Here is a 24,823-nt window from a genome sequence, read left to right as displayed (position 1 = left end):
CTACGGCACCCACCCACAACGGATCGTCCGGCACGTACCTGCCGGTGGAGAGGGAAGCAACCATGGCTACGGTCACTTTCGACCACGCGACGCGCGTCTACCCGGGCACCGAGCGCCCGGCTGTCGACCAGCTCAACCTGCACGTCGAGGACGGCGAGTTCCTCGTCCTCGTGGGCCCCTCGGGCTGCGGCAAGTCCACCTCGCTGCGCATGCTCGCCGGCCTGGAGGACGTCAACGGTGGCAGCATCCTCATCGGCGACCGCGACGTCACGGACGTCCAGCCGAAGGACCGCGACATCGCGATGGTGTTCCAGAACTACGCGCTCTACCCCCACATGTCCGTCGCGGACAACATGGGCTTCGCGCTGAAGATCGCCGGCACCCCCAAGGCCGAGATCCGCCAGCGCGTCGAGGAGGCCGCGAAGATCCTCGACCTCACCGAGTACCTGGACCGCAAGCCGAAGGCGCTCTCCGGCGGTCAGCGTCAGCGTGTCGCCATGGGCCGCGCCATCGTGCGCCAGCCGCAGGTGTTCCTCATGGACGAGCCGCTGTCGAACCTCGACGCCAAGCTCCGCGTCCAGACCCGTACGCAGATCGCGTCGCTCCAGCGTCGCCTCGGCGTCACGACCGTGTACGTCACGCACGACCAGACCGAGGCGCTGACCATGGGCGACCGCATCGCGGTCCTCAAGAGCGGTCTGCTGCAGCAGGTCGGCACGCCGCGCGAGATGTACGACACGCCGGCCAACGTCTTCGTCGCGGGCTTCATCGGCTCGCCGGCGATGAACATCGCCACCTTCAAGGTGGACGACGGCGTGGCGCACGTCGGCCCCGCCCGCGTGCCCCTGGAGCGCGAGGTCGTGTCGCAGCTCACCGAGGCCGACGGCGGCAAGGTCACCATCGGCTTCCGCCCGGAGTCGCTCGACATCGTCTCCGAGGCCGACAGCAACGCGATCCCGGTCCTCGTGAACCTCGTCGAGGAGCTCGGCTCCGACGCGTTCGTCTACGGCACCCTCGTCGGCGAGTTCGCCGAGGACGCCGAGGTCCGTTCGGGCGCCGGCGAGAACCAGGTCATCGTGCGCATCGACCCGCGCGACGTCCCGATGAAGGGCGACAAGATCCACGTCGCCATCAAGCCGGGCAAGGCGCACGTCTTCTCGGCCGCCACGGGCAACCGCCTGGGCTGACCCGCGTCAGACGAAGGGGCGGGTCCGGCTGCTGCCGGGCCCGCCCTTCGTCTACGCTGACATGCGCTCGTCGTCATGGCGGGTGCTCTCGAGGTGGGGATGACCGTGGAGACCGAACAGCTGCAGATCACGTCGGCGACGCCGGACTCCGCGCTGCTCGACCTGCCGTGGCGCACCCCGCTGGCCGAGTGGCCGGCGGACGTCCTGGCCGCGCTCCCCCGCGGTATCTCGCGGCACGTCGTGCGGTTCGTGCGCCTCGACGGCCGCGTGCTCGCCATCAAGGAGATCAGCGAGTCCGTCGCGTTCCGCGAGTACGAGCTGCTGCGCCAGCTGCGCAAGCTCGAGATCCCGTCCGTGCGGCCGGTGGGCGTCGTCACCGGGCGGCGCGACGACGCCGGAGAGCCGCTCGAGGCGGCTCTCGTCACCGAGCACCTGGCCTTCTCCCTGCCCTATCGCGCGGTGTTCAGCCAGGCCCTGCGTCCCGACACCGCGTCGCGCCTCATCGACGCGCTCGCCGTCCTGCTGGTGCGCGTGCACCTCGTCGGCTTCTACTGGGGCGACGTCTCCCTGTCGAACACGCTGTTCCGGCGCGACGCCCACCAGTTCGCGGCCTACCTGGTCGACGCCGAGACGGGCGACCTGCACCGCGAGCTGTCCCGCGGCCAGCGCGAGTACGACGTCGACCTGGCCCGCACCAACATCATCGGCGAGCTGATGGACCTCGCGGCGGGCGAGCTGCTCGACGCCGAGGTGGACGAGCTCGCCATCGGCGACGCCCTCGTCTCCCGGTACACCGAGCTGTGGGAGGCACTCACCGGCGTGGAGTCGTTCGGCGCCGACGAGCGCTGGCGGGTCGCGGCCCGGATCGACCGGCTCAACGACCTCGGCTTCGACGTGGGCGAGCTGTCCATCACCACCGACATCGACGGCACCACGGTGCGCATCCAGCCGCAGGTGGTCGACGCCGGCCACCACTCGCGCCGCCTGTTCCGCCTCACCGGCCTCGACGTCCAGGACAACCAGGCCCGCCGGCTGCTCAACGACCTCGACTCCTACGTGGCCGCCACGGACCGCCAGGAGGACGACCCGCAGATGGTCGCGCACGACTGGTCGCAGAACGTCTTCCAGCCGACCATCCGCGCCGTCCCCCGCGAGCTGCGCCGCAAGCTGGAACCCGCCCAGCTGTTCCACGAGATCCTCGACCACCGCTGGTTCATCTCGGAGCAGGCCGGGCGCGACGTGCCCATGCCCGAGGCCACGGCGTCGTACGTCGAGAACGTGCTGCGCCACCGCCCCGACGAGAAGGCCATCCTCGGCGCCCCTCCGGGGGAGCAGGACGCCGACGTCGACACCGGCCCGGAGGGCGCCCCCGAGGACGACCACTTCCACCTCTCGACCTGACGCGGGACGGAGCGAGGCCCCGCGCGGTCGTGGCCTGGGCCACGACCGCGCGGGGCCTCGTCCCCTGCGCAGTGCCCGCCCTCGCTCGGCGGGCGGCGCCTCACTCGGCGGCGGTGCGACGCGCCTGCGCCACCTCGTACAGCGTGATCCCCGCGGCGACGCCGGCGTTCAGCGACTCGACGTCGGACGAGATGGGGATGGACGCGACGGCGTCGCAGGTCTCGCGCACGAGCCGGGAGAGGCCGTGCCCCTCGGAGCCGACGACGAGGACCAGCGGGTCAGTGGCGAAGGCGAGGTCGCGCACCTCGGTGTCGCCGCCGGCGTCGAGCCCGACGACGAAGGCGCCGGACTTCTTGAGGTCGGTGAGGGCGCGGGACAGGTTGGTGACCTTGGCGACGGGCACGCGGGCCGCCGCGCCGGCGGACACCTTCCAGGCGGAGGCCGTGACGCCGGCGGAGCGGCGCGACGGGACGATGACGCCGTGCGCGCCGAACGCCCCCGCGGAGCGCAGCACGGCGCCGAGGTTGCGGGGGTCGGTCACGCCGTCGAGCGCGACGATCAGCGGCGCCTGCCCGGCCTTCGCGGCGGCGTCGAGCAGGTCGTCGACGTCGGCGTAGTCGTACGGCGGCACCTGCGCTGCGACGCCCTGGTGCACCGAGCCCTCGGTGAGGTGGTCGAGCTCGGTGCGCGACACCTCGAGCAGCTGCACGGACCGGGTCGAGGCCAGCTCGAGGATCTCGCGGGTGCGGTCGTCGTGGTCGATCCGCGCGGCGAGGTGCACCGCGGTGACGGGGACGTCGGTGCGCAGCGCCTCGAGCACGGCGTTGCGGCCCGCCACGACCTCCGCGCCGCCCGTGGGGCGGCGGGTGCCGCGCACGACGCCCTTGCTCGCGCCCCGCTGCGTCTCCACGGCCTCGCGCTTCTCCGCGGCCGCCTTGCGCTTGTGCGCGGGGTGGTAGGTGCGGTCCTCCGCCTTCGGCGTCGGCCCCTTGCCCTCGAGCGACTTGCGCCCGTGGCCGCCGGTGCCGACCTGCGCGCCCTTCTTGCTGCCGGCCTTGCGGACGGCGCCGGGGCGCCGGGTGTTGCCTGCCATGGTGTCTCTTCTCAGGGTGGTCGAGCGGTCAGTCGGTCAGCGTCCAGCGGGCGCCGTCGGCGGAGTCCTGCACGACGACCCCCGCCGCCGCGAGGCGGTCGCGGATGGCGTCGCTGGCGGCCCAGTCCTTCGCGGCCCGGGCCGCGGTCCGCGCGTCGAGCTCCGCCGCGACGAGCGAGTCGAGCGCGGTGCGGGCCTTGGTGTCGCCGGCGCCGTCGGCCCACTGCGGGTCGGCGGGGTCGAGGCCGAGGATGTCGAGCATGCCGCGCAGGGCGACGAGCTCGGCCCGGGCGGCCGCGTCGTCACGCGACGCCAGCGCGCTGTTGCCGGCGCGCAGGTGCTCGTGCACGACGGCGAGCGCCGCGGGCACGTTGAGGTCGTCGTCCATGGCCTCGACGAACGCCGGCGGGAGGTCGACCTTCGCGACCTCGTCCGCCGTCACCGCGCCGACGCGCTCGGTGGCGCGCTCCACGAACCCGGAGAGGCGCTCCCAGGTGGCGCGCGCCTCGTCGAGGGTGTCGGGCGACCACTCGAGCATCGACCTGTACTGCACGGCGGCGAGCGCGTAGCGGATCACGGGCGCGGGCGCCTGGGCGAGCAGCTCGGTGACGAGGAGGCCGTTGCCGAGCGACTTGCTCATCTTGACGCCCTGCTGGGTGACCCAGGCGCAGTGCATCCAGCGCTGCGCGAAACCGTACCCGGCGGCGCGCGACTGGGCCTGCTCGTTCTCGTGGTGCGGGAACCGCAGGTCCAGGCCGCCGCCGTGGATGTCGAACGCGTCGCCCAGGTAGCGGCGCGCCATCGCGGAGCACTCGAGGTGCCAGCCGGGGCGGCCCCGGCCGAACGGGGTGTCCCACGACGCCGTGTCGGGCTCGCCCGGCTTCGGCGCCTTCCAGAGCGCGAAGTCGTGCGGGTCGCGCTTGGCGGACGCCGCGGCGTCGTCGCCCGTGGGCTCGGGGTTGAGGTCCTCCAGCCGCTGCCGGGTCAGCTCGCCGTAGGCGGGCCACGACCGCACGTCGAACCAGACGTCGCCGGGGCCGGTGGCGTACGCGTGGCCGCGGTCCACGAGGCGCTGCATCAGCTCCGCCATGTCGAGCACGTGGCCCGTGGCCCGCGGCTCGTAGGTGGGCGGCAGGACGCCGAGGGCGTCGTAGGCGCGCGTGAACAGGCGCTCGTGGGTGGCGGCGTGCGCCCACCACTCGACGCCGGCGGCCGCGGCCTTCGCGAGGATCTTGTCCTCGATGTCGGTGACGTTGCGGATGAGCGTGACGCGCAGGCCCGAGCGCTCCAGCCAGCGACGCAGGACGTCGAAGGCGATCACGGGGCGCAGGTGGCCGATGTGGGGCGGGGCCTGGACGGTGGCGCCACACAGGTAGATGCCGACCTCGCCCGGGGTCAGGGGGACGAAGTCGCGCACGTCGCGCGTCGCGGTGTCGTACAGGCGAAGGCTCACCGGTCCAGGGTACCGGCCGGACCTGCCGTCCTCCCTGCTCCCGGCGGGGTGCGGCGGGCGCGGGACCTCGCGTCAGCCGAAGGTGCGCCCCTCGCCCCGGTAGGTCGGGACGGTCTCGACGATCTCGTCGCCCCGGACCAGGTGCACGACGTCGAACCGCTCCATGAGCTCGCCGGCCTTCGCGTGCCGCAGCCACACGCGGTCGCCGACGGCCAGCGGCGGGGCGCCGGGGCGGCGGCGCAGGGGCGTCATGACTTCGCCGGCGCCCTCGGTCCCGGTGAGCGACCAGCCGGGGGTCGCGACGCGCGGCAGGCGCGAGCGGCCGGACGGCCCGGAGGCGACGTAGCCGCCCCCGAACGCGGTGGCCCAGCCGGGCGCGGGCAGGCGCACGACGTCCAGCCCGAAGAAGGCCGCGGGCCGCGGGTCGAAGGCCCGGTAGCCGTCGAACAGGCCGGGCACGAACAGCCCCGACCCGGCGGTGACCTCGGTGACCGCCGGGCCGGCCGACGACGTCTCGAGCGACCCCGTGCCGCCGGAGTTCACGAGCGGGACGTCGTGCCCGACGGCGGACCGGACGGCGTCGCGCACCTCGGCGCGGCGACGGTCCAGGTCGGTGACGGACAGCCGCTTGACCAGCCGGACGGCGGGGTTGGTGTCGGGCAGGCCGGCGACCTGCGCCTCGTAGAACATCAGCCCGCGCAGCCGCGCGCCGGGCAGGGCCTCGACGCGACGGGCGAGCGTCGCGGCGTCCTCCGGGCTGCGCAGCGGGGAGCGGCGCGTGCCGAGGTGCAGCTGGACGGGTCCGACCTCGAGCCGCAGCGACGCGTCCACGTCCAGGCAGACCGCGACGTCGGGCAGCGCGTCGGCGTCGGTGCCGGCGGGCAGCCCGGCGGAGCGCAGGGCCGCGCCCAGGCGGTCGAGCTGGGCGACGTCGTCGACCATGAGGGTGATCTCGCGCCGGGCGCGGACGTCGGCGGCGAGCCGCGCGAGGGCGTCGGCGTCGACCGTCGGGTAGCCGACCAGCACGTCCCGGGTGCCCTCCTGCACGAGCCACAGCGCCTCGGACAGCGAGAACGCCATGACGCCCTCGAAGCCGGCGTCGAGCGCACGGCCCACCAGGGAGCGCACGCGCACCGACTTGCTGGCCACGCGCACGGGGACGCCGCGGGCACGGCGGCGAAGGTCCGCCGCGTTGGCGTCGAAGGCATCGAGGTCGACCACGGCCACGGGCGCCGGCAGGTGCGCGGTCGCGCGGGCCAGCCGCTCCGTCTGGGTCATGGCGGCACGCTACACCGGCCGGGGGCCGCCCCGTGATCCGCCTGAAGGAGGATCCGCGTCCCCCGGCGCGCGTGGCAGAGTGTGCGCGTGAATCCGAGCACCGTCGCCGGCACCCCGGCTCCTCGCACGCCCGACGCCCCGCTGCGCACGTGGGGCGGCACGCACACCTGGCAGCCCGCGCGCCGCGCCCGGCCGCGCGACGAGGGCGAGCTCGGCGCGGTGGTCGCGGGGGCCGCCGCCGAGGGGACGCGGGTGCGCGCGATGGGCGCGGGGCACTCGTTCACGGCCGCCGCGGTGACGGACGGCGTCCACCTGAGCCTCGACCACCTCAGCGGCATCGAGGCGGTCGCGCCGCAGCCGGACGGCACGAGCCTCGTCACCGTGCGCGCGGGTACGCGGCTGCACACCCTCAACCGGGTCCTCGCCTCGCTCGGCCTCGCGATGCGCAACCTCGGCGACATCGACCGGCAGTCGGTGGCGGGCGCGATCTCGACGGGCACGCACGGCACCGGCGCCCGGCTCGGGGGCCTCGCGACGCAGGTGCGCGGTGTGCGGGTCGTGACCGCGGACGGCGCGGTGCGGTCGGCCACCGCCGCGGCGGCCCTGGGCACGCCCGAGCGCGAGCTGTTCGAGGTCGCGCGGCTGGGCCTCGGCGTCGCGGGCGTGCTCTCCGCGGTGACCCTCGAGGTGGTCCCGGCGTTCTGGCTGCGCGCGCAGGAGGAGCCCTGGGAGCTGGACCGGGTGCTGGAGCGGCTCGACGACTACGTCGACGGCAACGACCACGCGGAGTTCTACTGGTTCCCCGGCACCCGCCGCGCGCTGACCAAGCGCAACAACCGCGCGACCGCGGACGAGGTCGAGGCGTGGGCTGGCGGCCGTGCCGGTGCCCGCGGCGCGGTGCGCACGGCCGGCGCCCGCGCCCGCGCGCTGCTCGACGAGGAGGTGCTGTCCAACGGCGCGTTCGAGGTGCTGAACAGGCTCGCGCTGGCTGCGCCCGGCATGGTGCCGCGGCTCAACGCGGTCAGCGCGCGGGCGCTCGGCGCCAAGACGTACACGGCGCCGTCGCACGACGTGTTCGTCACCCGCCGCCGCGTGCGCTTCGTCGAGATGGAGTACGCGCTGCCGCGCGCCGCCCTGCGGGGTGTGCTCGACGAGCTCGACGCCTGGCTGCGCGTCTCCGGCGAGCCGGTGCCGTTCCCCGTCGAGGTCCGGTTCGCCGCCCCCGACGACGTGTGGCTGTCCACGGCCCACGGCCGGGAGACCGCCTACGTGGCGGTGCACCAGTACGCGCCGATGCCGCACCAGCGGTACTTCAGCGCCGCGGAGCAGATCTTCGTCGCGGCGGGCGGGCGACCCCACTGGGGCAAGATGCACACCCGCACGGCGGAGTACCTGGCCGACCACTACCCCCTGGACGACGTCGCCCGCGTGCGCGCCGCCGTCGACCCCGAGGGCGTCTTCCGCAACGACTACACCGACACCGTCCTCGGCGTCCCGCGGTCGTAGGCCCTGCCGTCGTGGTCAGCGGGCCGGCCACGACGGGGCGCGGCCGGCCTCGGGCAGCCGCACCGTGACGCGGAGCCCGCCGTCCGGCCGCGGGAGGAGCGTGAGCACGCCGCGGTGCGCCTCGGTGATGCTGCGGACGATCGCCAGCCCGAGGCCGACGCCACCGTGGTCGGCGCGGGTGCGCCCGCCGCCGCGCTGGAACGGCTCGGTGAGCGTCGGGACGAGCTGCGGGTCGAGACGCTCGCCGGTGTTCTCGACCGTGAGCACCGCCTCCCCCGCGCGGTCGAAGGTGTCGACCCGCACCGTGCCGCCGTCGGGCAGGTTGTGCACGATCCCGTTGTGCACGAGGTTCGTGACGAGCTGCAGCAGCAGGGCGTGCGACCCCACGGCGCTGACGACGTCGCCGGACACGCGCAGGTCGACGCGGCGCCCGTCCGCGAGGGGCAGGAGCGTCTCGACCGCCTCCTCCGCGACGAGGGAGAGGTCCACGGGCTCGCGGGCGAAGGAGCCCCGGTCCGCCTTGCTGAGCAGCAGCAGCGCCTCCGTGAGGTCGATGGCCCGCGCGTTGACGATGTCGAGCCGGGCGAGCAGCTCGTCCGTGTCCCGGTCCGGGTCCTGCCGCGCCACGTCGAGGATGGTCCGGGTGATCGCCAGCGGCGTGCGCAGCTCGTGCGACGCGTTGGCCGCGAACCGCTGCTGCTCGGCCACCTGCGCCTCGAGCCGCGCGAGCATGTCGTCGAAGGCGTCCGCGAGCTCACGGAACTCGTCCTGGCGGCCCGGCAGCCGGATCCGGTGGGACAGCGACCCGGCGGCGGCGCGGCGGGTCGCGTCCGTGAGCCGGTCCAGCGGCGCGAGCATCCGGCCCGCGAGGAACCACCCGCCCACCACGCCGAGGACCAGCAGGAAGGCGAGCGCCCACGCGACCCGCGGGCCGAAGGCGCGCAGCAGGTCCGACCGGTTCGGCACGAACGGGCTGCCCAGCCCGCCCTGCGTCACGATCGGCCCGTCGGGCACGTAGCGCAGCAGGAACACCCACACGACGGCGAGGATCAGGGCGCCGGCGACCAGCAGGAAGGCGGCGTAGCTGAGGGTCAGCCTGAGCCGCACGCTCGGCCCGGGAGCCCTAGCCACGACGGCCGGCCCCGTCCGCGGCGGCCGTCGCGCCCGCCCCCTCGCCGTCGGGCGCCTCGTCGGGTCCCGTGTCGATCCGGTACCCGACGCCCGGCACCGTGGCGATCACCCAGGGCTCCCCCAGCCGCTTGCGCAGGGCGGAGACGGTGATGCGCACGGCGTTGGTGAACGGGTCGGCGTTCTCGTCCCAGGCCCGCTCCAGGAGCTCCTCGGCGCTGACGACGCCGCCGTCCGCCGCGACGAGCACGGCCAGGACCGCGAACTGCTTGCGGGTGAGGGCGACGTAGCGGCCGTCCCGGTAGACCTCGCGGCGGAACGGGTCGACCCTCAGCCCGGCGAGCTCCTGCACCGGCGGGCGCACGTGCGCGCGACGCCGGTCGAGCGCCCGCAGCCGCAGCACGAGCTCCCGCATGGCGAACGGCTTGGTGAGGTAGTCGTCGGCGCCGAGCTCGAAGCCCGATGCCTTGTCGTCGAGGCGGTCGGCGGCCGTCAGCATGAGGATCGGCATGCCGCTGCCGGAGGCGACGATGCGCGCGGCGATCTCGTCGCCGGACGGCCCGGGGACGTCGCGGTCGAGCACGGCGATGTCGTAGGTGTTGACGCCGAGCAGCTCGAGCGCGGTGTCGCCGTCGCCGGCGACGTCGGCCGCGATCGCCTCGAGGCGCAGCCCGTCGCGGACGGCCTCGGCCAGGTACGGCTCGTCCTCGACGATCAGCACACGCATGTCCTCGATGCTACGGACGGCCGCATATCGTCCGCGTATCGAGGAGCGCATACGCGCCGGCAACACCGCCCCCGCTCGACTGGGGCCATGCCCCAGCACCAGCGCACCTCCCCGGCGTCCGCCCACCCCGCCCGGACCGTCCTGCTCGTCCTCGGCGGGGTCGTCGCCGTCCTGCTCGGCCTCACCGCCTGCCTCACCGCGACCACGGCGGACCCCGACGCGTCGGCCTCGCCCCGGCCCACCGGCGCCGCATCCCGCCCCGTCGGGGACGGCCCCCGCGACGGGGCGGCCGCCGGGCACGTGCCGAGCGGCACCACCGTCTTCGACGCACGCCTGCCGGCGGTGGCGAACCTCGACCCCGCGCTCCGCCGCGCGCTCCAGGACGCCGCGACGGACGCGGAGGACGACGGCGTCACGTTCGTCGTCAACAGCGGCTGGCGCTCGCGCGCCTACCAGAAGCAGCTGCTGCGCGAGGCCGTGGCGCAGTACGGCTCCGCCGCGGAGGCCGCGCGGTGGGTGGCCGGCGCCGACACGTCGTCCCACGTCTCCGGCGAGGCCGTCGACCTCGCCCAGAACGGCGGCCCCGCGTGGCTGGCCGAGCACGGCGCCGCCTACGGGCTGTGCCAGGTGTACGGCAACGAGCCCTGGCACTACGAGCTGCGTCCCGAGGCCGCCGGCTCCGGGTGCCCCGCTCCCTACGCCGACCCGACCGCGGACCCGCGGCTGCGCGGGTGAGCGCCTAGTCCGTGCGCGGCGCGACGAGCGCCGTGGCGATCGCCGCGACCCCCTCGCCGCGACCCGTGAGCCCGAGCCCGTCGGTCGTGGTGGCGCTGAGGGAGACCGGCGCCCCGGCAGCCTCGCTGAGCGCCGCCTCCGCCTCCGCCCGGCGCGGCCCGACCTTGGGCCGGTTGCCGATCACCTGGACGGCGACGTTGCCGATGTCGAAGCCCGCCTCCCGCACCCGGCGGGCGGCCTCGGCGAGCAGGGTGACCCCGGCGGCGCCGGCCCACCGCGGCTCGCTCGTGCCGAAGTGCGTGCCCAGGTCGCCGATGCCGGCGGCGGAGAACAGCGCGTCGGCGGCGGCGTGCGCCGCGACGTCCGCGTCCGAGTGCCCGGCCAGCGGCCGCTCGCCGGGCCAGCGCAGGCCCCCGAGCCACAGCTCGCGGTCCGAGCCCTCCGGGGCGTAGGCGTGCACGTCGACCCCGAGGCCGGTGCGGGGCAGGACGGTCACGACTCCTCCTGGAGCAGCAGGGCGGCCACCAGCAGGTCCCGCTCGGTGGTGATCTTCAGGGCCGCGGCGTCGCCCGCGACGACGTGCACGGCCGCCCCGAGCGCCTCGACGAGGCCGGCGTCGTCGGTGGCGGCGAGCCCCTCCGACCCGGAGCGGGCGGCCCCGCCGGCGTGGGCGCGCTCCAGCAGCGCGCGGTCGAAGCCCTGCGGCGTCTGGACGGCGCGCAGCAGCGCACGGTCGGGGGTCTCGACGACGCGGTCGACCGGGGGCCCGACGGGCGCCTGCGTCGCGGCGTCGCGGGGCGCGATCCGCTTGACCGTGTCGGTGACGGGCAGGCCCGGGACGACGGCGCGGTGGCCCGCGCGCACCGCGGCGACGACGCGCCGCACGAGCTGCGGCGGGGCGAGGGGGCGGGCGGCGTCGTGCACGAGGACGACGTCGTCGTCGGGCGCGGCGAGCGCGAGTCCCGCGGCGACGGACGCCTGCCGGGTGGCGCCGCCCTCGACGACACGGACCGGCAGGTCGACGTGCGGGTCCTGCGCGACGATGTCCCGGACGACCGCGTCGAGCCCCGCGGGGCAGGTCACGACGAGGGAGTCGACGACCCCTGACGACGCGAGCCGCCGCGCGGCGTGCACCACGAGGGGGAAGCCGTCCAGGGTGACCAGGGCCTTGGGGAGGTCGCGACCGAGCCGGGTCCCGGACCCCGCGGCGGTCAGGATCGCGAGCGTCGTCACGGCGTCACGGTACCGGAACGACGACGGCGACCCCCGGCCGGAGCCGGGGGTCGCCGTGCAGTGCTGGTGACGGGTGCCTCAGGAGGCGAGGACCTCGTCGATGATCGCACCGGCCTTCTCCTCGTCGACGCCCTCGGCGAGCGCGACCTCGGACTCGAGGATCTGGCGCGCCTTGGCGAGCATGCGCTTCTCGCCCGCCGAGAGGCCACGGTCGGCGTCGCGGCGCGACAGGTCACGCACGACCTCGCCGACCTTGATCACGTCGCCGGACGCGAGCTTCTCGAGGTTCGCCTTGTACCGGCGCGACCAGTTGGTCGGTTCCTCCGTGTAGGGCGCGCGCAGCACCTCGAAGACGCGGTCCAGCCCCTGCTGGTCGACCACGTCGCGCACGCCGACGAGGTCGACGTTCTCCGCCGGGACCTCGATCGTCAGGTCGCCCTGGGCAACCTTGAGCTTGAGGTACATCTTCTCCTCGCCACGGATCTTCCGCGTCTTGATCTCCTCGATCAGCGCGGCGCCGTGATGCGGGTAGACAACCGTCTCGCCTACTGTGAACGTCATCTGCAGATGTCCCCTTTCCCAGTCGACGAGTTTATCACGGGGGAGCCGACACTCCCCTGCCCCCGCGCCCCCGAACGCCCTGTCCGGACCTACGTTTCCGCAGGTCAGAGGCCTGGTAGCGCGGCCAGGGACGCAGCACCCAGCGGGCGTCGGTAGGATGTCGACGGGCCCTCTGCAGGCCCGCTCCCTCCCGCGCCCGGCTCGGGAGGACCGCTGATGTCCCGAGCCCGCGACGCCACCCGCGCTCGCGTGCCGACGCCTTCGAAGGAGAGCACGTGTTCCGCTCCGTCCGCCCCGCACGCACCGTCGCCGCCGCCAGCGTCATGGCGGGCGCCCTGCTGCTGGCCGCCTGCTCCCCCACGATCACCACCAAGCCGTACGCCCCGTCCGACGGCGTGCGCGTGAACCTCACGGACCAGGTGCGCGGCATCAACCTCATGGTCGTCACCGAGGGCGAGGGCGAGCCCGGCAACGTGCTCGGTGCGCTCGCCAACGACTCGTCCGAGGACGTGAGCTTCGTCCTCACGGCCGAGGGCGCCGAGCCGCTGTCGCTGGACGTGCCCGCCAAGAGCACCGTCTACCTGAACGCCGAGCAGGACTCCGTCCAGGTCGTCCAGCCGCAGATCGCCTCGGTCGCGTCGCACCCCGGCGGCGACCTCGAGGCCACCCTGTCCGGCGCGGGCGTCGAGGAGGACTTCTTCCTCCCGATCATGGACGGCTCGCTCCCCGAGTACCACCCCTACCTGCCGACCTCCACGGCGTCCTGACGCCGCCGGGACACCGGCCCACGACGAAGGGGCGGGCCGCAGCGACCGCTGCGACCCGCCCCTTCGTCGTCCCCGCCGGGCACCGCCCGGCGCGGCGGTGTCACCCGAAGCGGCCGGACACGTAGTCCTCGGTGGCCTGCTCCGTCGGCGTCGAGAAGATCGTGGACGTCTCGTTCATCTCGATCAGGCGGCCCGGCTTGCCCGTGCCCGCGATGTTGAAGAACGCCGTCCGGTCGCTGACGCGCGCCGCCTGCTGCATGTTGTGGGTCACGATGACGATCGTGTAGTCCTGCTTCAGCTCCCCGATGAGATCCTCGATCGCGAGGGTCGAGATCGGGTCGAGGGCGGAGCAGGGCTCGTCCATGAGCAGCACCTGCGGCTTCACCGCGATGGCGCGGGCGATGCACAGGCGCTGCTGCTGGCCTCCCGACAGGCCCGACCCGGGGCGGTCCAGCCGGTCCTTGACCTCGTTCCACAGGTTGGCGCCGCGCAGCGAGGTCTCGACGAGCTCCTCGGCCGCCGCCTTGCCCAGGCGCCGGTTGTTGAGGCGCACGCCCGCGAGCACGTTGTCGCGGATCGACATGGTCGGGAACGGGTTGGGCCGCTGGAAGACCATCCCGACGTTGCGGCGCACGGCCACCGGGTCGATGTCGTCGCCGTACAGGTCGACGCCCTCCATCTCGACCGTGCCCTCCACACGGGCGCCCGGGATCACCTCGTGCATCCGGTTGAGCGTGCGCAGGAAGGTCGACTTGCCGCACCCGGACGGGCCGATGAACGCCGTCACCGACTTCGGGTCGATCGTCATCGACACGTCCTGCACGGCGAGGAAGTCGCCGTAGTAGATGTTGAGGTCCTTCACGTCGATGCGCTGTGCCATCGTCTGTCTCTTTCTGGTGGGCTGCGGCGGGCGGCGGCTGCGGGTCAGCGCAGCTTCGGGGAGAACCAGCGGTTCACCAGCCGGCCGATGAGGTTGAGGGCGAGCACCAGGACGATCAGCACGAGCGCCGCGCCCCACGCGTTCTGGATCGCGATGTCGGGGACGCAGGTGGCCGACGCGCCCCCGGGGCAGGTCGCCAGGCCCTGGCTGTACTGGCGGTAGGCGAAGACCGGCAGCGTCATCATGCGCCCCTCGAAGGGGTCGAAGTTGATGGAGTCGGTGACGCCCACGGTGACGAGCAGCGGCGCCGTCTCGCCGATCACGCGGGCGATGGCGAGCAGGATGCCGGTCGTCAGGCCGGCGACGGACGTGCGGAGCACGACCTTGACGATCGTGAGCCACTTGGGCACGCCGAGCGCGTAGGCGGCCTCGCGGAGCTCGTTCGGGACGAGCTTGAGCATCTCCTCGCAGGACCGGACCACCACGGGGATCATCAGCACCGACAGGGCCACGGCGCCGATGACGCCCATCCGCACCCCCGGCCCGAGGATCAGGGTGAACAGGGAGACGGCGAAGAGGCCGGCGACGATCGACGGGATGCCCGTCATGACGTCGATGAAGAACGTCACCGAACGGGCGAGCGCGCCCTTGCCGTACTCCACCAGGTAGATGGCGGTGAGCAGGCCGACCGGCACCGAGATCACCGTGGCCAGGGCCGTGATGATCAGCGTGCCGACGATCGCGTGGTAGATGCCGCCGCTGGGGTCGCCGCCGAAGATGTTGCGCATCGACAGCGTCAGGAAGTCCATGCTGATGCGGCCGACGCCGTTGCCCAGCACGGTCCAGATCAGTGAGACGAGCGGGGCCATCGCCACGACGAACGCGCCCCAGATCAGGACCGTCATCGTGCGGTCCTTGCGGCGCCGGGCGCCGTCCGCGCCGGTCAGCGCGGCCCGCGTGCGCGCGGTGGCGTCGGTCGGGTCCACGGTGGTCGTGCTCATCAGTTGGCCCCCGAGAATTCCTTGCGCCGCGCCACGATCGCGCGCGCGCCCATGTTGACGGCCAGCGTGATGACGAACAGCACGAGGCCGGTGGCGATCAGCGTGTTCACCGCGAGGCCGCTCGCCTCCGGGAAGTCGAGCGCGATGTACGCGGCGATGGTCTGCTGCTGCGCGCTGTCGAGGATCCGGAAGGAGTACAGGAACCCGGGCGAGAGGATCATGAGGACCGCCATCGTCTCGCCGAGCGCGCGGCCCAGGCCGAGCATCGCGGCCGAGATCACGCCCGACCGGCCGAACGGCAGCACGGCCGTCCTGACCATCTCCCAGCGGGTGGCCCCGAGCGCGAGCGCCGCCTCCTCGTGGAGCTTCGGCGTCTGCAGGAAGACCTCGCGCGCGACGGCGGTGATGATCGGCAGGATCATCACCGCGAGGACGACCGCCACCGTCGCCAGCACGCGGGAGGTCGGCGACACCGGGCCGGCGAAGAGCGGGAACCAGCCGAAGACCGAGCTGAGCCACTCCCACAGCGGCAGCGCCGCCGGGCCGAGCACGTAGATGCCCCACAGGCCGTAGATGACCGACGGGACCGCGGCGAGCAGGTCGACCAGGTAGCCGAGCACCTGGGACAGCCGCGGCGGCGCGTAGTGCGAGATGAACAGCGCGATCCCCATCGCGACCGGGGTGGCGAGCGCGAGGGCGAGGGCCGCCGCGAGCAGCGTGCCGAACACGAGGGGTCCGACGTACTCGAGCAGCGACGTGTCGTCCGGGTAGCGCGGCACCGACGCCGCCAGCTCGTCCGAGCCGGCGGTCAGGGCGGGCCACGCCTGCTGCAGCAGGAAGACCGCGACGGCGGCCAGCACGGCCAGGATGAGGACGCCCGCGCCGACGGCGATCCAGCGGAAGGCCCGGTTGAAGCCGCGGTCGGTCGTGCGGCGCCGGCGTCGTGGACGCCCCGGCACCCGCTCGGCGGGCGGGCTGGCGGTGGTGGTCACTCGTGCTCCTCGTTCTCCTGCTGTGGGTGATGCCGCCGCCGGCCGAGCCCAGGGGCTCGACCGGCGGCAGGCTCGACCGGCCGTGCGTGCCCGGTCAGGCGGCCTTGATCGCCTCGATCGACGGCAGGACCGCGTCGCGGATGGCCGAGGACACCGGCGCCGAGCCCGCGGCGTCGGCCGCGACCTTCTGGCCGTCCTCGCTCACGATGTAGGACAGGTAGCCCTTGACCAGGTCCGCCTGCGCCTGGTCGGCGTAGGTGCCGCAGGCCAGCAGGTAGGAGACCAGGACGACCGGGTAGGCGCCCGCGACGTCGCGCTTGAGGTCGATCGAGTACACGCCGTCGGCGGTGCCCTCGGCACGCGGCGACTGGGCGACGACCTCGGAGGCCGCCTCGGCGCTGTACGGGACGAACTCGTCGCCGACGCCGACCGCCACGGTGCCGAGGCCGGAGACCTGCGACGCGTCGGCGTAGGTGATCGTGCCCTCACCCGACTGCGCGGCCGAGACCACGCCGGAGGTGCCCTGCGCGGACTCCTGGCCCTCGATCGGCCACACGCCGTCGGGCTCGTGCTCCCACGCCTGCGGGGCGGCCTCGGACAGGTACGCCTGGAAGTTCTCGGTGGTGCCCGAGTCGTCCGACCGGTGCACCACGGTGATGGCGGTGTCCGGCAGGTCGGCGTCGGGGTTGTCGGCGGCGATCGCGTCGTCGTTCCAGGCCTTGATCTTGCCCGAGAAGATGTTCGCGATGACCTCCGGCTTGAGGTTCAGCGAGTCGATGCCCGGCAGGTTGAAGGCCACGGCGATCGGGCTGATGTAACCCGGGAACTCGATGACGCCGCCGTCGCCGCACTGGGCCTCGGCCGCCTTCATCTCGTCCTCGTCCAGGGCCGCGTCGGAGCCCGCGAAGCCGTAGGAGCCGTCGGTGAAGCCGGTGCGGCCACCGCCGGAGCCGACCGGGTCGTAGTTGACGGTGACGTCGGGGTTGGCCGTCTGGAAGCCGGCACGCCAGGCCTCCTGGGCCGACTCCTGGGAGGAGGCGCCGCCACCGCTGAGCTCACCGGTCAGGGTGGAGGTGCTGCCCTCCGTCGAGCCGTCGGTGGAGGCCGCACCCGGCGTGGCCGGGTCCGAGCCGCACGCGGCGAGGGTCAGGGCAAGCGCGCCGACCGCGACGGCGGATCCAGCACGGGAGAATCGGCTGAGCTTCACGTCTCGTTCCATCCTGTTCACACGGAGTGGCACCGGCGATGTACCGGCGTTCGTCAGGAACGCTAAGGAGGCAAGGTGGCCCGGGACCCAGGAGCAGGTGAACGACGGGTGAACAGTGGCGGGCGCTTGGTCACCTGGGCCGCAGCCCCGAACGCCGAACAGGCGGTTGCGCACGTCCTGAGCTCTCAGAACGTGCGCAACCGCCTGTTCGGCGCGGGGTGGTGAGGTGCGGTCAGGCGTCCTCGTCGGCGAGCTTGTAGCCCAGCCCGCGCACGGTGAGGAGCAGCTGCGGGGAGCCCGGGTCCGGCTCGATCTTGGAGCGGATCCGCTTCACGTGAACGTCGAGCGTCTTCGTGTCGCCGACGTAGTCCGCGCCCCACACGCGGTCGATGAGCTGCCCGCGGGTGAGCACGCGGCCGGCGTTGCGCAGCAGCAGCTCCAGCAGGTCGAACTCCTTGAGCGGCAGGGACACCGCGGCGCCGTCCACCGTCACGGTGTGCCGCTCCACGTCCATGCGCACCGGCCCGACCTCGAGCACGGGCTCGCCGTCGTCGTCGTGCCCGTTGGACGCCGTCTCCGGCGCCGAGGGGCCACGCCGGCGCATCACGGCGCGCATGCGCGCCAGCAGCTCGCGGAACGAGTACGGCTTGGTGACGTAGTCGTCGGCGCCCAGCTCCAGGCCCACGACCTTGTCGATCTCGGAGTCCTTGGCCGTGAGCATGATGACGGGCACGTCGCCGCGCTGCCGCAGCTCGCGGCACACCTCCGTGCCGGACAGCCCGGGCAGCATGAGGTCGAGCAGCACCAGGTCCGCGCCGCCGTCGTCGTAGGCGGCCAGCGCGTCCACCCCGTTCGAGGCCTCCACGACCTCGAAGCCCTCGCGGGTCAGCTGATATGTCAGGGGGTCCCGGTAGGACTCCTCGTCCTCGACCACCAGGATGCGCGTCACGCACCTACCTCCTCGTCAGTCGTGCCATGGTCGTGCTGGGTCTGGTCCTGCGGGTTCCGGTCCGGCGGGGTGAGGTGCTGCGCCGGCGGAGCGTCCGACGGCATCTCCTGCGGCACGTCGGCCGACGGGATGCGCAGCGTGAACGTGGAGCCCTTGCCGGGCTCCGACCACATCTGCACGTCGCCGCCGTGGTCGGCCGCCACGTGCTTGACGATGCTCAGGCCGAGGCCCGTGCCGCCCGTGTCGCGGGAGCGCGCCGGGTCCACGCGGTAGAAGCGCTCGAAGACCCGCTCCTGCTCGTCCGCGGCGATGCCGACGCCCTGGTCGACGACGTCGATCTCGACCAGGCCGGCGCGCTCGCGCACGCCCACGCCCACCCGCGTGTTCTCCGCCGAGTACGCCACCGCGTTGTCGAGCAGGTTGCGCACCGCCGTCACCAGCAGGTTGTGGTCGCCGTAGACGAGCACGTCCGCGGTGCCGCCCACCGTGATGGTGATGTTCTTCGCCTGCGCGGTGGTCCGTGCCCGGTCTACGGCCTCGGACACGACGTCGCGCACCGGGATGGTGCTCACCTCCTGCAGCGCGCCGGCCACCTGCAGGCGGGACAGCTCGATGATCTCGTGCACCAGCGCGGACAGCCGCTGGGCCTCCGCCTGCATGCGCTGCGTGAAGCGGCGCACCGCCACCGGGTCGTCCGCGGCGTCCTGCACCGTCTCGGCCAGCAGCGCGAGCGCGCCCACGGGCGTCTTCAGCTCGTGCGAGACGTTGACGACGAAGTCGCGGCGGATCGCCTCGACGCGGCGGGCCTCGGTGCGGTCCTCGGCGAGCACCAGCAGCTTGTCGGGCCCGACGGGCGCGACGCGCACCTGCAGCAGCACCGTGCCGGAGCCGATCGGCCCGCGCGGCAGCTCGAGCTCCTTCTCCCGGATCACGCCGTCGCGACGCACCTGGCGCACCAGGTCCACGATCGCCGGGTGCTGGAGGGCGTCGTTACGCACCACGCCCAGCGCGTACGCCGGCGGCGACGCCCGCACGACGTCGTCCTCCCCGTCCAGGACCACCGCCGCCGACCGGAGGACCGCGAGCACGCGGACGAGCCCCTCGTCGAGCTCGGCGGGGGGCGCCTCCGGCGACCGGTGGTGGGCACGCTCGGAGAAGCGGAAGGCGACCGTGGCGATCACGCCGACCACGACGCCGAAGATGCCCGCGACGACCGCGGTCACGCCCGGGATGATTCCGTCCACAGCAGCAGCCTAGGTGGCGTCGCCGCGGGAATCCGTCGTGGAGCGGAACTGCTCAGCGAGCCGTCGCCCACTGTTCACCTTCGGCCCTCCCGGAGTTCACCTGGGCGCCCCCGGCACGTCCACAGGGCGTGGCAGGGTGCCGTCAGAACCTTTGACCCGAGAGGACTGCAATGCGAGAGATCTTCGAGGCCGAGCTGCGCCAGGTCGGTGACGACCTCATCGAGATGAGCCGGCTCGTCGAGTCCGCCATCCGCCGCGCGGGCGACGCCCTGCTCGAGGCCGACCACCAGCTCGCGCAGGAGGTCATCGCCTCCGACCACGCGATCGACCGGCTCGAGGCCGAGCTCGACGAGCGCTGCGTCTACCTGCTGGCGCAGCAGCAGCCCGTCGCCACCGACCTGCGCGTCGTCATCTCCGCGCTGCGCATCAGCGCGACGCTCGAGCGCATGGGCGACCTCGCCCGCCACGTCGCCGAGATCGCCCGGGGCCGCTACCCCGCGCAGGCGGTGCCCGGCCCGGCGCGCGAGACGTTCGTCAAGATGCACGGCGCGGCGGTGCACGTCGCCCAGCGCACGACCGCGCTGCTCGCCACCCGCGACGTCGCCCTGGCGGCCGAGGTGGAGCAGGACGACGACCTCCTCGACGCCCTGCACCAGGACACCTTCGCCGCGATGCTCGACCCCGAGTGGCCCGGCACCGCGCAGGAGACGGTCGACGTCACCCTGCTCGGCCGCTATTACGAGCGGTTCGGCGACCACGGCGTCTCCGTCGCCCGCCGCATCACCTTCCTCGTCACCGGCAACTTCGACGACGAGCACGCGCGCGCGGACGCCTGAGCACCCGGAGCCGGCGTAGGCCGGGATCTCTTGTCGCGAGGCTGGCTGGGCCTGGCGGGAGGTCGCGAGGGACGAGCGACCGGATGGCGCGCCTCGCGACAAGAGATCCCGGCCTACGCCGTCCCAGCCACGCGTGACCGGGTCAGCGCCACCCGCCGCGGGCCGTCGGTGAGGACGTCGACGGCGTCGATCCACTGCTCGACGGCGGCCGGCCGGCCGCGCACGGACTCTCCCGCGGCGTCGCGCAGCAGCTCCGGCACACCGCGCAGCCCGTGGAAGGGCCGGTCGAAGAACGGCTCGGTCACGGTGCCGTGGAGTGCCGGCAGGCCGAGGGCGCGCTGCCGCTCGTGCAGGGCGTCGCACGCGTCGCCGAGGGCGGCGTCGCGTTCCTGCCAGGACGACGCCGCGAGCGCCCGCGCCAGGTGGGGGCCCGCCGTCGCCGCGGACGGGGTGCCGGCGAACGCCGTGCCGAGCCACTTGGGGTAGGGCGGCCAGCGGCGCTCCAGCAGCAGGCCCAGGCGCAGCAGCGAGCCCGCGAGCCGCGCGGTGAGGACGCGGGAGCCGACGTCGTCGCCCCGATGGCCGGTGCGGCCGACGAACGGCAGCTCCTGCCCCACGCGGGCCCACTCGGCGGCGAGGACGTGCAGCCAGACGTCGTCGGGGTACCAGGCCAGCCGCTCGCGGATCGCGGTGAGCTCCCCCGGGCCGTCGTGGAAGACGGCGCCGGCGGTCACCTCCAGCACGCTCTGCCCGGTGAGGGAGAGCCAGCCCGCGGCGTCGAGGTCGGTGACCGGGTCCAGGCCGAGCCGCGACCGCGCGAAGGCGCGGGGCGTGGCGACCTCCACCCGGTGCCGCACCACCGGCTCCCAGGTCGTCGCGAACCGGGTGGGCAGGCCGGCGTGCTCGGCGGGCAGCGCCCCCTCCAGGTACGCGTCCACGGCCGCGACGTCCGCCTCGCCGACCAGCAGCGTGAGCCGCAGGCCCCAGTCGTGGTCGCGCGACGTGTCGTCGTCGAGGCCGAGGACGTCCGACCCGCTGCCCAGCCGGGCCGCCGCGTGCGGCAGGCCCGGGCGCCAGGCGTCGAGCAGGGGCCGGACGACGTCCGCGTAGTAGGCCCGCGCGAGGCCGATGCCAGTGGTCACGCGGTCAGCCTGCCAGCCGGCCGCCGGGCACCCGCACCGTTTTCTCGGGTGCCCGGCGTCGTCAGCCCGCCAGGGTCGCCTCGAACGACGCGCCCGCCGCGTTCGACAGCACCGCCTGCACGGTGACGACGTGCCCGCCGGTGACGGTCAGCCGCTCGTGGGCCGACGTCACGCGGGTGAGCTTGCGGTCGAGCTCGATCTCGACGGTCGCGCCCTCGATCGACCTCGACGGCGACGACACGGCCAGCGTGGCCTCGCGCGCCTTGCCGGAGACGAGCACGGCGCACGGGCCGGTGGCGCGCACGGGGCCCTCGTCGGTGGCCGCGAACAGGTGGGCGAACAGGAACCAGCGCCCCTTCCGCACCGCCCGCACGACGTGCGCCGTCGCGTCCTGCCGCAGCACCTGGACGTCGAGCTTCTCGAGGCCGTCCGCGGCCACGGTGGCGGTGCGCTCGGCGGTGGCGCCCGGCAGGATCACGTAGCCGTACCGGCCGCCGGTGGTCCCCGCGGGGTGCTGGACGCTCAGGGTGGCGTAGCGGCGGGTGCGGACGTCGGTGGAGCCGCCGGTGTCGGCGCCGGAGTTCACGTCGTGCCAGGATCCGGAGCGGTCCGCCACCTGGGCGCGGACGGCCTGCCCCTCGCCCAGCAGCACGTACCCGGCCACGCCCTCCACGTGGGCCCAGGTGGGCGTCGCGCCCTCGACCGGGCCGGTCACGCGGGCGCCGTCGAGCAGGAGCGCCGGGTCCATGTCCGTGGCGAAGCCGCGGTTCTCGAGCACCGTCTCGGCGCCCGAGCCGGTCACGGTCACGTCCGAGCCGAGCGCGACCACCGCGTCGTCCAGCAGGAACCACGACTTCTTCGCCCGCAGGTTGCCGAGGCTGTTGGTGAGGTCCATCCCGGAGGTGCCCCACCGCCCGGCGAGCCCGACGCCGCCGGCCCACCGGTTCTGCGCCCGCGGGATGCCGGTCCCAGCGCCCGACGCCCCCGACTGCCGCGCCGCGAGGGACGCCGTCGTGCCGGGCAGCCGGTACGGGTCGACGGTGGGCCAGTAGTCGTCGGAGAACTGCCCCTGGTCGCCGTCGACGTACAGGTAGGCGGCGCCGTCGCCCTGGTGCCAGCCGAGGTTGTTCTCGTCGTTGCCCCACTCGTAGCGGCCGATGCGGCTCGACGACGTCGCGACCGTGTACGCCCAGCCGCTCCCCCGGTGGACCATCCGTTCCTGTGCGCCGAACTGCCGGTGGCCGACGGGCTCCGGCGTGCCCACGACCGCGCCGTCGGCGAGCACCGGCAGCGCGCGCGAGAGGTCGCTGAGCGTGGCCGACGCCGTGTAGTCCTCGGTGCAGCGCGACAGCCAGCCCTTCGCCAGCGACCGGTACGTGTCGCGGTAGGGCGCGGGCAGCTGGGTGGCGAGCAGCAGCAGGGATCCCGCCGTCGTGAAGCCGTCGTGGAAGTCGTGCTCGCGCTCGCGCGAGACGGCCCGACCGCGGACGGTCTCCATCATCCGGCCGTTCCACACGAACGGCGCGAACGAGCGCTCGGGGGCGCCGAGGATCATCTCGACGTCCGGGTCCGTGACCTCCCACGGGCTGCCCGTCGCGAGCATCAGCGAGCGCGCGACGCCCGACAGCGCCACGTTCCCGTAGGTGCCGACGTACGGCAGGTACGAGTGGTCGACGTACGACCCGTCGGCGTAGAAGCCGTTCCCGGAGGTGACGTAGCGGAACAGGCTGTTGCGGCCGCCGCCGGCCGTGTCGCTGAGGGCGTCGCGGGCCAGCACCATGTCGGCCTCGTCGCGACCGGTGATGCCGCGCAGCAGGCACGCGAGCGCCTTGTCGGCGCGGTTGCCGCCCGTCTCGGGGGACGTGGACGTGCCGCGGTAGTTGGGGTTCGGCGTGAAGCGCCGGATCGCGGCGACGGCGGCGGCGCGGTCGGCGTCGGTGAGGAGCGCGTCGACGAGGACGGACAGGTCGCCGAGGGTGCGCGGGATGCCGATCTCCCAGAACCACCAGTTGCCCGACTTCCGGATCGTGAGGTTGTACCAGCTCGCGCTCATGTGCCGGTACCAGGCCACGAGGCGCTCGGCGACGCCGGCGTCGGCGTGCTGCGCGGTGCCTGGCGTGGCCCACGCCGTCGCGACGACGAGGAGGCGCGAGTAGGTGAGCGAGATGTTGCCCTCGGCGGGCCCGGCCATCGGCAGGTCGGCCCACACGTCGCCGCCGGCGGCGGGGGCCGGGGCGGCGGCCGCCAGCGCCTCCCCCGCACGGGAGGACAGGTCGGCGAGCCGCGCCGCGATCTGCGGGTGCCCGGTGTCGAGCCCGGCGCCGCCCGTGAGGTAGTCGGCCCACCGGGCGCGCAGGGCGTCGAAGCCGTCCGCCGCCCGCGCCGCCGGGAGTCCGAACGTGCCGAGCAGGCCCGCCGCGGCGGGGACGGCGGCCCCCATCAGCAGCAGGTGGCGTCGCGTGATGCCCGAGCCGGTGGCCGCGGGGTGCTGTGCGCGCATGGGCGTCCCTCTCGTCGTCGAAAAGACGGCCGCGCACGCCGTTGTGCGCGGCCCGCGGCCACTATGGCGCGCAGGCGATCGGCCCGACAATGTTCCGGTCACAACTGATCACCGCTGCCGGGCGTCGGGGCGGGCAACGCCGAGACGAGGCCGGGGACGACGACGGCGCCGCACCCCGGGCGGGGTGCGGCGCCGTCGTGCGCGGGACAGCCGGGCTTACTTGCCCTGGTTCGCGACGGCCGCGATGGCGTCCTTCGCGGCCTCCGGGTCGAGGTACGTGCCGCCCGGGTTGGTCGGCTTCAGCGTCTCCTCGTCGAGCTCGTACACCAGCGGGATGCCCGTGGGGATGTTGAGCCCGGCGATGGTCTGGTCGTCGACGCCGTCGAGGTGCTTGACGATCGCGCGCAGCGAGTTGCCGTGCGCGGCGACGAGGACGGTCTTGCCCGCCTTGAGGTCCGGCACGATCTCGCCGTCCCAGTACGGCAGGGCCCGGTCGAGCACCTGCTTGAGGGCCTCGGCGCGCGGGATCGGCTCGCCGGCGTAGCGGACGTCCGAGTCCTGCGAGAACTCCGAGCCCAGCTCGATCTCGGGCGGCGGCACGTCGTAGGAACGACGCCAGAGCATGAACTGCTCCTCGCCGTACTGGTCGCGCACCTGCTTCTTGTCCTTGCCCTGCAGGTCGCCGTAGTGGCGCTCGTTGAGGCGCCAGTTGCGCTTGACCGGGATCCAGTGACGGTCGGCGGCGTCGAGGGCCAGGTTCGCCGTGTTGATGGCGCGGCGCAGCAGCGACGTGTGCACGACGTCGGGGGTGACTCCCGACTCCTTGAGCAGCTCGCCGCCGCGCTTCGCCTCCGCGGTGCCCTTCTCCGAGAGCGGCACGTCCACCCAGCCGGTGAAGAGGTTCTTCGCGTTCCACTCGCTCTCGCCGTGGCGGAGCAGCACGAGGGTGTAGGTCATGGGGTCCATCCTGCCTGCTGGACGCCGGCGCCCGCACCGCGGGTCG

General features: G+C 74.0%; 23 protein-coding genes. 6 read left to right on the top strand and 17 right to left on the bottom strand.

What is annotated here, in order from left to right; translation table 11 throughout:
- Positions 1 to 62 precede the first annotated feature (62 nt).
- Entirely contained in the window at positions 63 to 1,187 is a 1,125-nt protein-coding gene (locus tag ACFU5J_RS09430; protein WP_430576630.1) for an ABC transporter ATP-binding protein, read from the top strand.
- A gap of 75 nt (positions 1,188 to 1,262) precedes the next feature.
- A complete protein-coding gene (locus ACFU5J_RS09425; RefSeq protein WP_430576631.1) occupies positions 1,263 to 2,588 on the top strand; it encodes a DUF4032 domain-containing protein in 1,326 nt (441 codons plus the stop codon).
- 100 nt (positions 2,589 to 2,688) lie between these two features.
- Here ACFU5J_RS09425 and rlmB read toward each other — a convergent pair whose 3' ends face one another.
- From rlmB to ACFU5J_RS09410, 3 genes are all read right to left on the bottom strand, one after another.
- Positions 2,689 to 3,681, bottom strand: coding sequence for a 23S rRNA (guanosine(2251)-2'-O)-methyltransferase RlmB (gene rlmB, locus ACFU5J_RS09420; protein WP_430578554.1), 993 nt, complete (start codon positions 3,679 to 3,681; stop codon positions 2,689 to 2,691).
- A 28-nt stretch (positions 3,682 to 3,709) separates the two neighbouring features.
- The gene (cysS, locus tag ACFU5J_RS09415; RefSeq protein ID WP_430578553.1) at positions 3,710 to 5,134 is read right to left on the bottom strand and encodes a cysteine--tRNA ligase; all 1,425 of its coding nucleotides are present in this window, start codon (positions 5,132 to 5,134) and stop codon (positions 3,710 to 3,712) included.
- Positions 5,135 to 5,206: 72 nt separating this feature from the next.
- Entirely contained in the window at positions 5,207 to 6,412 is a 1,206-nt protein-coding gene (locus ACFU5J_RS09410) for an alanine racemase (protein ID WP_430576634.1), read from the bottom strand.
- Positions 6,413 to 6,499: 87 nt separating this feature from the next.
- Here ACFU5J_RS09410 and ACFU5J_RS09405 point away from each other — a divergent pair, with 87 nt between their 5' ends.
- The gene (locus ACFU5J_RS09405; RefSeq protein WP_430578552.1) at positions 6,500 to 7,918 is read left to right on the top strand and encodes a D-arabinono-1,4-lactone oxidase; all 1,419 of its coding nucleotides are present in this window, start codon (positions 6,500 to 6,502) and stop codon (positions 7,916 to 7,918) included.
- A 15-nt stretch (positions 7,919 to 7,933) separates the two neighbouring features.
- Here ACFU5J_RS09405 and ACFU5J_RS09400 read toward each other — a convergent pair whose 3' ends face one another.
- Complete coding sequence (locus tag ACFU5J_RS09400; RefSeq protein WP_430578551.1) at positions 7,934 to 9,049, bottom strand: sensor histidine kinase; 1,116 nt, start codon at positions 9,047 to 9,049, stop codon at positions 7,934 to 7,936.
- The gene (locus ACFU5J_RS09395; RefSeq protein WP_430576637.1) at positions 9,042 to 9,773 is read right to left on the bottom strand and encodes a response regulator transcription factor; all 732 of its coding nucleotides are present in this window, start codon (positions 9,771 to 9,773) and stop codon (positions 9,042 to 9,044) included. Before ACFU5J_RS09395 ends, ACFU5J_RS09400 begins: the two co-directional genes overlap by 8 nt.
- A gap of 87 nt (positions 9,774 to 9,860) precedes the next feature.
- Between ACFU5J_RS09395 and ACFU5J_RS09390 the strand changes: the two genes are divergently transcribed.
- Positions 9,861 to 10,508: a M15 family metallopeptidase gene (locus tag ACFU5J_RS09390; RefSeq protein WP_430578550.1), complete on the top strand. Its 648-nt coding sequence runs from the start codon at positions 9,861 to 9,863 to the stop codon at positions 10,506 to 10,508.
- A gap of 4 nt (positions 10,509 to 10,512) precedes the next feature.
- On the opposite strand, the gene ispF is transcribed toward ACFU5J_RS09390, so the two are convergent.
- From ispF to ACFU5J_RS09375, 3 genes are all read right to left on the bottom strand, one after another.
- On the bottom strand, positions 10,513 to 11,004 hold the full coding sequence (gene ispF, locus ACFU5J_RS09385; RefSeq protein WP_430576639.1) for a 2-C-methyl-D-erythritol 2,4-cyclodiphosphate synthase: 492 nt from the start codon (positions 11,002 to 11,004) through the stop codon (positions 10,513 to 10,515).
- Positions 11,001 to 11,741 (bottom strand): 2-C-methyl-D-erythritol 4-phosphate cytidylyltransferase, encoded by a 741-nt coding sequence (ispD, locus tag ACFU5J_RS09380; protein WP_430578549.1) that lies wholly within the window; start codon positions 11,739 to 11,741, stop codon positions 11,001 to 11,003. The genes ispF and ispD overlap by 4 nt, the downstream gene beginning before the upstream one ends.
- A gap of 78 nt (positions 11,742 to 11,819) precedes the next feature.
- Positions 11,820 to 12,302, bottom strand: a complete 483-nt coding sequence (locus ACFU5J_RS09375; protein ID WP_079570762.1) for a CarD family transcriptional regulator — start codon at positions 12,300 to 12,302, stop codon at positions 11,820 to 11,822.
- A gap of 275 nt (positions 12,303 to 12,577) precedes the next feature.
- On the opposite strand from ACFU5J_RS09375, the gene ACFU5J_RS09370 reads away from it, so the two are divergent.
- Positions 12,578 to 13,069 carry a hypothetical protein gene (locus ACFU5J_RS09370; RefSeq protein ID WP_430578548.1) on the top strand — a complete coding sequence of 164 codons (492 nt, stop codon included), beginning with the start codon at positions 12,578 to 12,580 and terminating at the stop codon, positions 13,067 to 13,069.
- Positions 13,070 to 13,169: 100 nt separating this feature from the next.
- On the opposite strand, the gene pstB is transcribed toward ACFU5J_RS09370, so the two are convergent.
- The 6 genes from pstB to ACFU5J_RS09340 all read right to left on the bottom strand — a co-directional run bounded on the left by pstB (position 13,170) and on the right by ACFU5J_RS09340 (position 19,342).
- Positions 13,170 to 13,949 carry a phosphate ABC transporter ATP-binding protein PstB gene (pstB, locus tag ACFU5J_RS09365; RefSeq protein ID WP_430576642.1) on the bottom strand — a complete coding sequence of 260 codons (780 nt, stop codon included), beginning with the start codon at positions 13,947 to 13,949 and terminating at the stop codon, positions 13,170 to 13,172.
- 44 nt (positions 13,950 to 13,993) lie between these two features.
- Positions 13,994 to 14,950 (bottom strand): phosphate ABC transporter permease PstA, encoded by a 957-nt coding sequence (gene pstA, locus ACFU5J_RS09360; RefSeq protein WP_430576643.1) that lies wholly within the window; start codon positions 14,948 to 14,950, stop codon positions 13,994 to 13,996.
- On the bottom strand, positions 14,950 to 15,942 hold the full coding sequence (gene pstC / locus ACFU5J_RS09355; protein WP_430578547.1) for a phosphate ABC transporter permease subunit PstC: 993 nt from the start codon (positions 15,940 to 15,942) through the stop codon (positions 14,950 to 14,952). Before pstC ends, pstA begins: the two co-directional genes overlap by 1 nt.
- A 94-nt stretch (positions 15,943 to 16,036) precedes the next feature.
- Positions 16,037 to 17,149: a phosphate ABC transporter substrate-binding protein PstS gene (locus ACFU5J_RS09350; protein ID WP_430576645.1), complete on the bottom strand. Its 1,113-nt coding sequence runs from the start codon at positions 17,147 to 17,149 to the stop codon at positions 16,037 to 16,039.
- Between the two features lie 232 nt (positions 17,150 to 17,381).
- On the bottom strand, positions 17,382 to 18,098 hold the full coding sequence (locus tag ACFU5J_RS09345) for a response regulator transcription factor (protein ID WP_430576646.1): 717 nt from the start codon (positions 18,096 to 18,098) through the stop codon (positions 17,382 to 17,384).
- Positions 18,095 to 19,342 (bottom strand): sensor histidine kinase, encoded by a 1,248-nt coding sequence (locus ACFU5J_RS09340; RefSeq protein ID WP_430578546.1) that lies wholly within the window; start codon positions 19,340 to 19,342, stop codon positions 18,095 to 18,097. Before ACFU5J_RS09340 ends, ACFU5J_RS09345 begins: the two co-directional genes overlap by 4 nt.
- Positions 19,343 to 19,512: 170 nt before the next feature.
- Here ACFU5J_RS09340 and phoU point away from each other — a divergent pair, with 170 nt between their 5' ends.
- Complete coding sequence (phoU, locus tag ACFU5J_RS09335) at positions 19,513 to 20,178, top strand: phosphate signaling complex protein PhoU (RefSeq protein WP_430576648.1); 666 nt, start codon at positions 19,513 to 19,515, stop codon at positions 20,176 to 20,178.
- A gap of 113 nt (positions 20,179 to 20,291) precedes the next feature.
- On the opposite strand, the gene ACFU5J_RS09330 is transcribed toward phoU, so the two are convergent.
- From ACFU5J_RS09330 to ACFU5J_RS09320, 3 genes are all read right to left on the bottom strand, one after another.
- On the bottom strand, positions 20,292 to 21,320 hold the full coding sequence (locus ACFU5J_RS09330) for a DUF4037 domain-containing protein (protein WP_430578545.1): 1,029 nt from the start codon (positions 21,318 to 21,320) through the stop codon (positions 20,292 to 20,294).
- 61 nt (positions 21,321 to 21,381) lie between these two features.
- Positions 21,382 to 23,820 carry a polysaccharide lyase 8 family protein gene (locus ACFU5J_RS09325; RefSeq protein ID WP_430578544.1) on the bottom strand — a complete coding sequence of 813 codons (2,439 nt, stop codon included), beginning with the start codon at positions 23,818 to 23,820 and terminating at the stop codon, positions 21,382 to 21,384.
- A 216-nt stretch (positions 23,821 to 24,036) separates the two neighbouring features.
- Positions 24,037 to 24,777: a phosphoglyceromutase gene (locus ACFU5J_RS09320; protein WP_430576651.1), complete on the bottom strand. Its 741-nt coding sequence runs from the start codon at positions 24,775 to 24,777 to the stop codon at positions 24,037 to 24,039.
- Positions 24,778 to 24,823 lie beyond the last annotated feature (46 nt).

Source organism: Isoptericola sp. NPDC057559 (assembly GCF_042801555.1).
In the GTDB taxonomy this organism is placed as follows: Bacteria; Actinomycetota; Actinomycetes; order Actinomycetales; family Cellulomonadaceae; genus Isoptericola.
The sequence above is the reverse complement of the archived record's forward strand: the minus strand, read 5'-3'. Positions and strand labels throughout refer to the sequence as shown.

What these genes read in the sequence shown, in the direction of transcription:
- ACFU5J_RS09320 (WP_430576651.1), bottom strand. Translation starts at nt 24,777, where the DNA reads ATGACCTACACCCTCGTGCTGCTCCGCCACGGCGAGAGCGAGTGGAAC.
- ACFU5J_RS09425 (WP_430576631.1), top strand. Translation starts at nt 1,263, where the DNA reads ATGGCGGGTGCTCTCGAGGTGGGGATGACCGTGGAGACCGAACAGCTG.
- ACFU5J_RS09430 (WP_430576630.1), top strand. Translation starts at nt 63, where the DNA reads ATGGCTACGGTCACTTTCGACCACGCGACGCGCGTCTACCCGGGCACC.
- pstB (WP_430576642.1), bottom strand. Translation starts at nt 13,949, where the DNA reads ATGGCACAGCGCATCGACGTGAAGGACCTCAACATCTACTACGGCGAC.
- ACFU5J_RS09395 (WP_430576637.1), bottom strand. Translation starts at nt 9,773, where the DNA reads ATGCGTGTGCTGATCGTCGAGGACGAGCCGTACCTGGCCGAGGCCGTC.
- ACFU5J_RS09325 (WP_430578544.1), bottom strand. Translation starts at nt 23,820, where the DNA reads ATGCGCGCACAGCACCCCGCGGCCACCGGCTCGGGCATCACGCGACGC.
- ACFU5J_RS09390 (WP_430578550.1), top strand. Translation starts at nt 9,861, where the DNA reads ATGCCCCAGCACCAGCGCACCTCCCCGGCGTCCGCCCACCCCGCCCGG.
- phoU (WP_430576648.1), top strand. Translation starts at nt 19,513, where the DNA reads ATGCGAGAGATCTTCGAGGCCGAGCTGCGCCAGGTCGGTGACGACCTC.
- ACFU5J_RS09375 (WP_079570762.1), bottom strand. Translation starts at nt 12,302, where the DNA reads ATGACGTTCACAGTAGGCGAGACGGTTGTCTACCCGCATCACGGCGCC.
- pstA (WP_430576643.1), bottom strand. Translation starts at nt 14,950, where the DNA reads ATGAGCACGACCACCGTGGACCCGACCGACGCCACCGCGCGCACGCGG.
- ACFU5J_RS09410 (WP_430576634.1), bottom strand. Translation starts at nt 6,412, where the DNA reads ATGACCCAGACGGAGCGGCTGGCCCGCGCGACCGCGCACCTGCCGGCG.
- rlmB (WP_430578554.1), bottom strand. Translation starts at nt 3,681, where the DNA reads ATGGCAGGCAACACCCGGCGCCCCGGCGCCGTCCGCAAGGCCGGCAGC.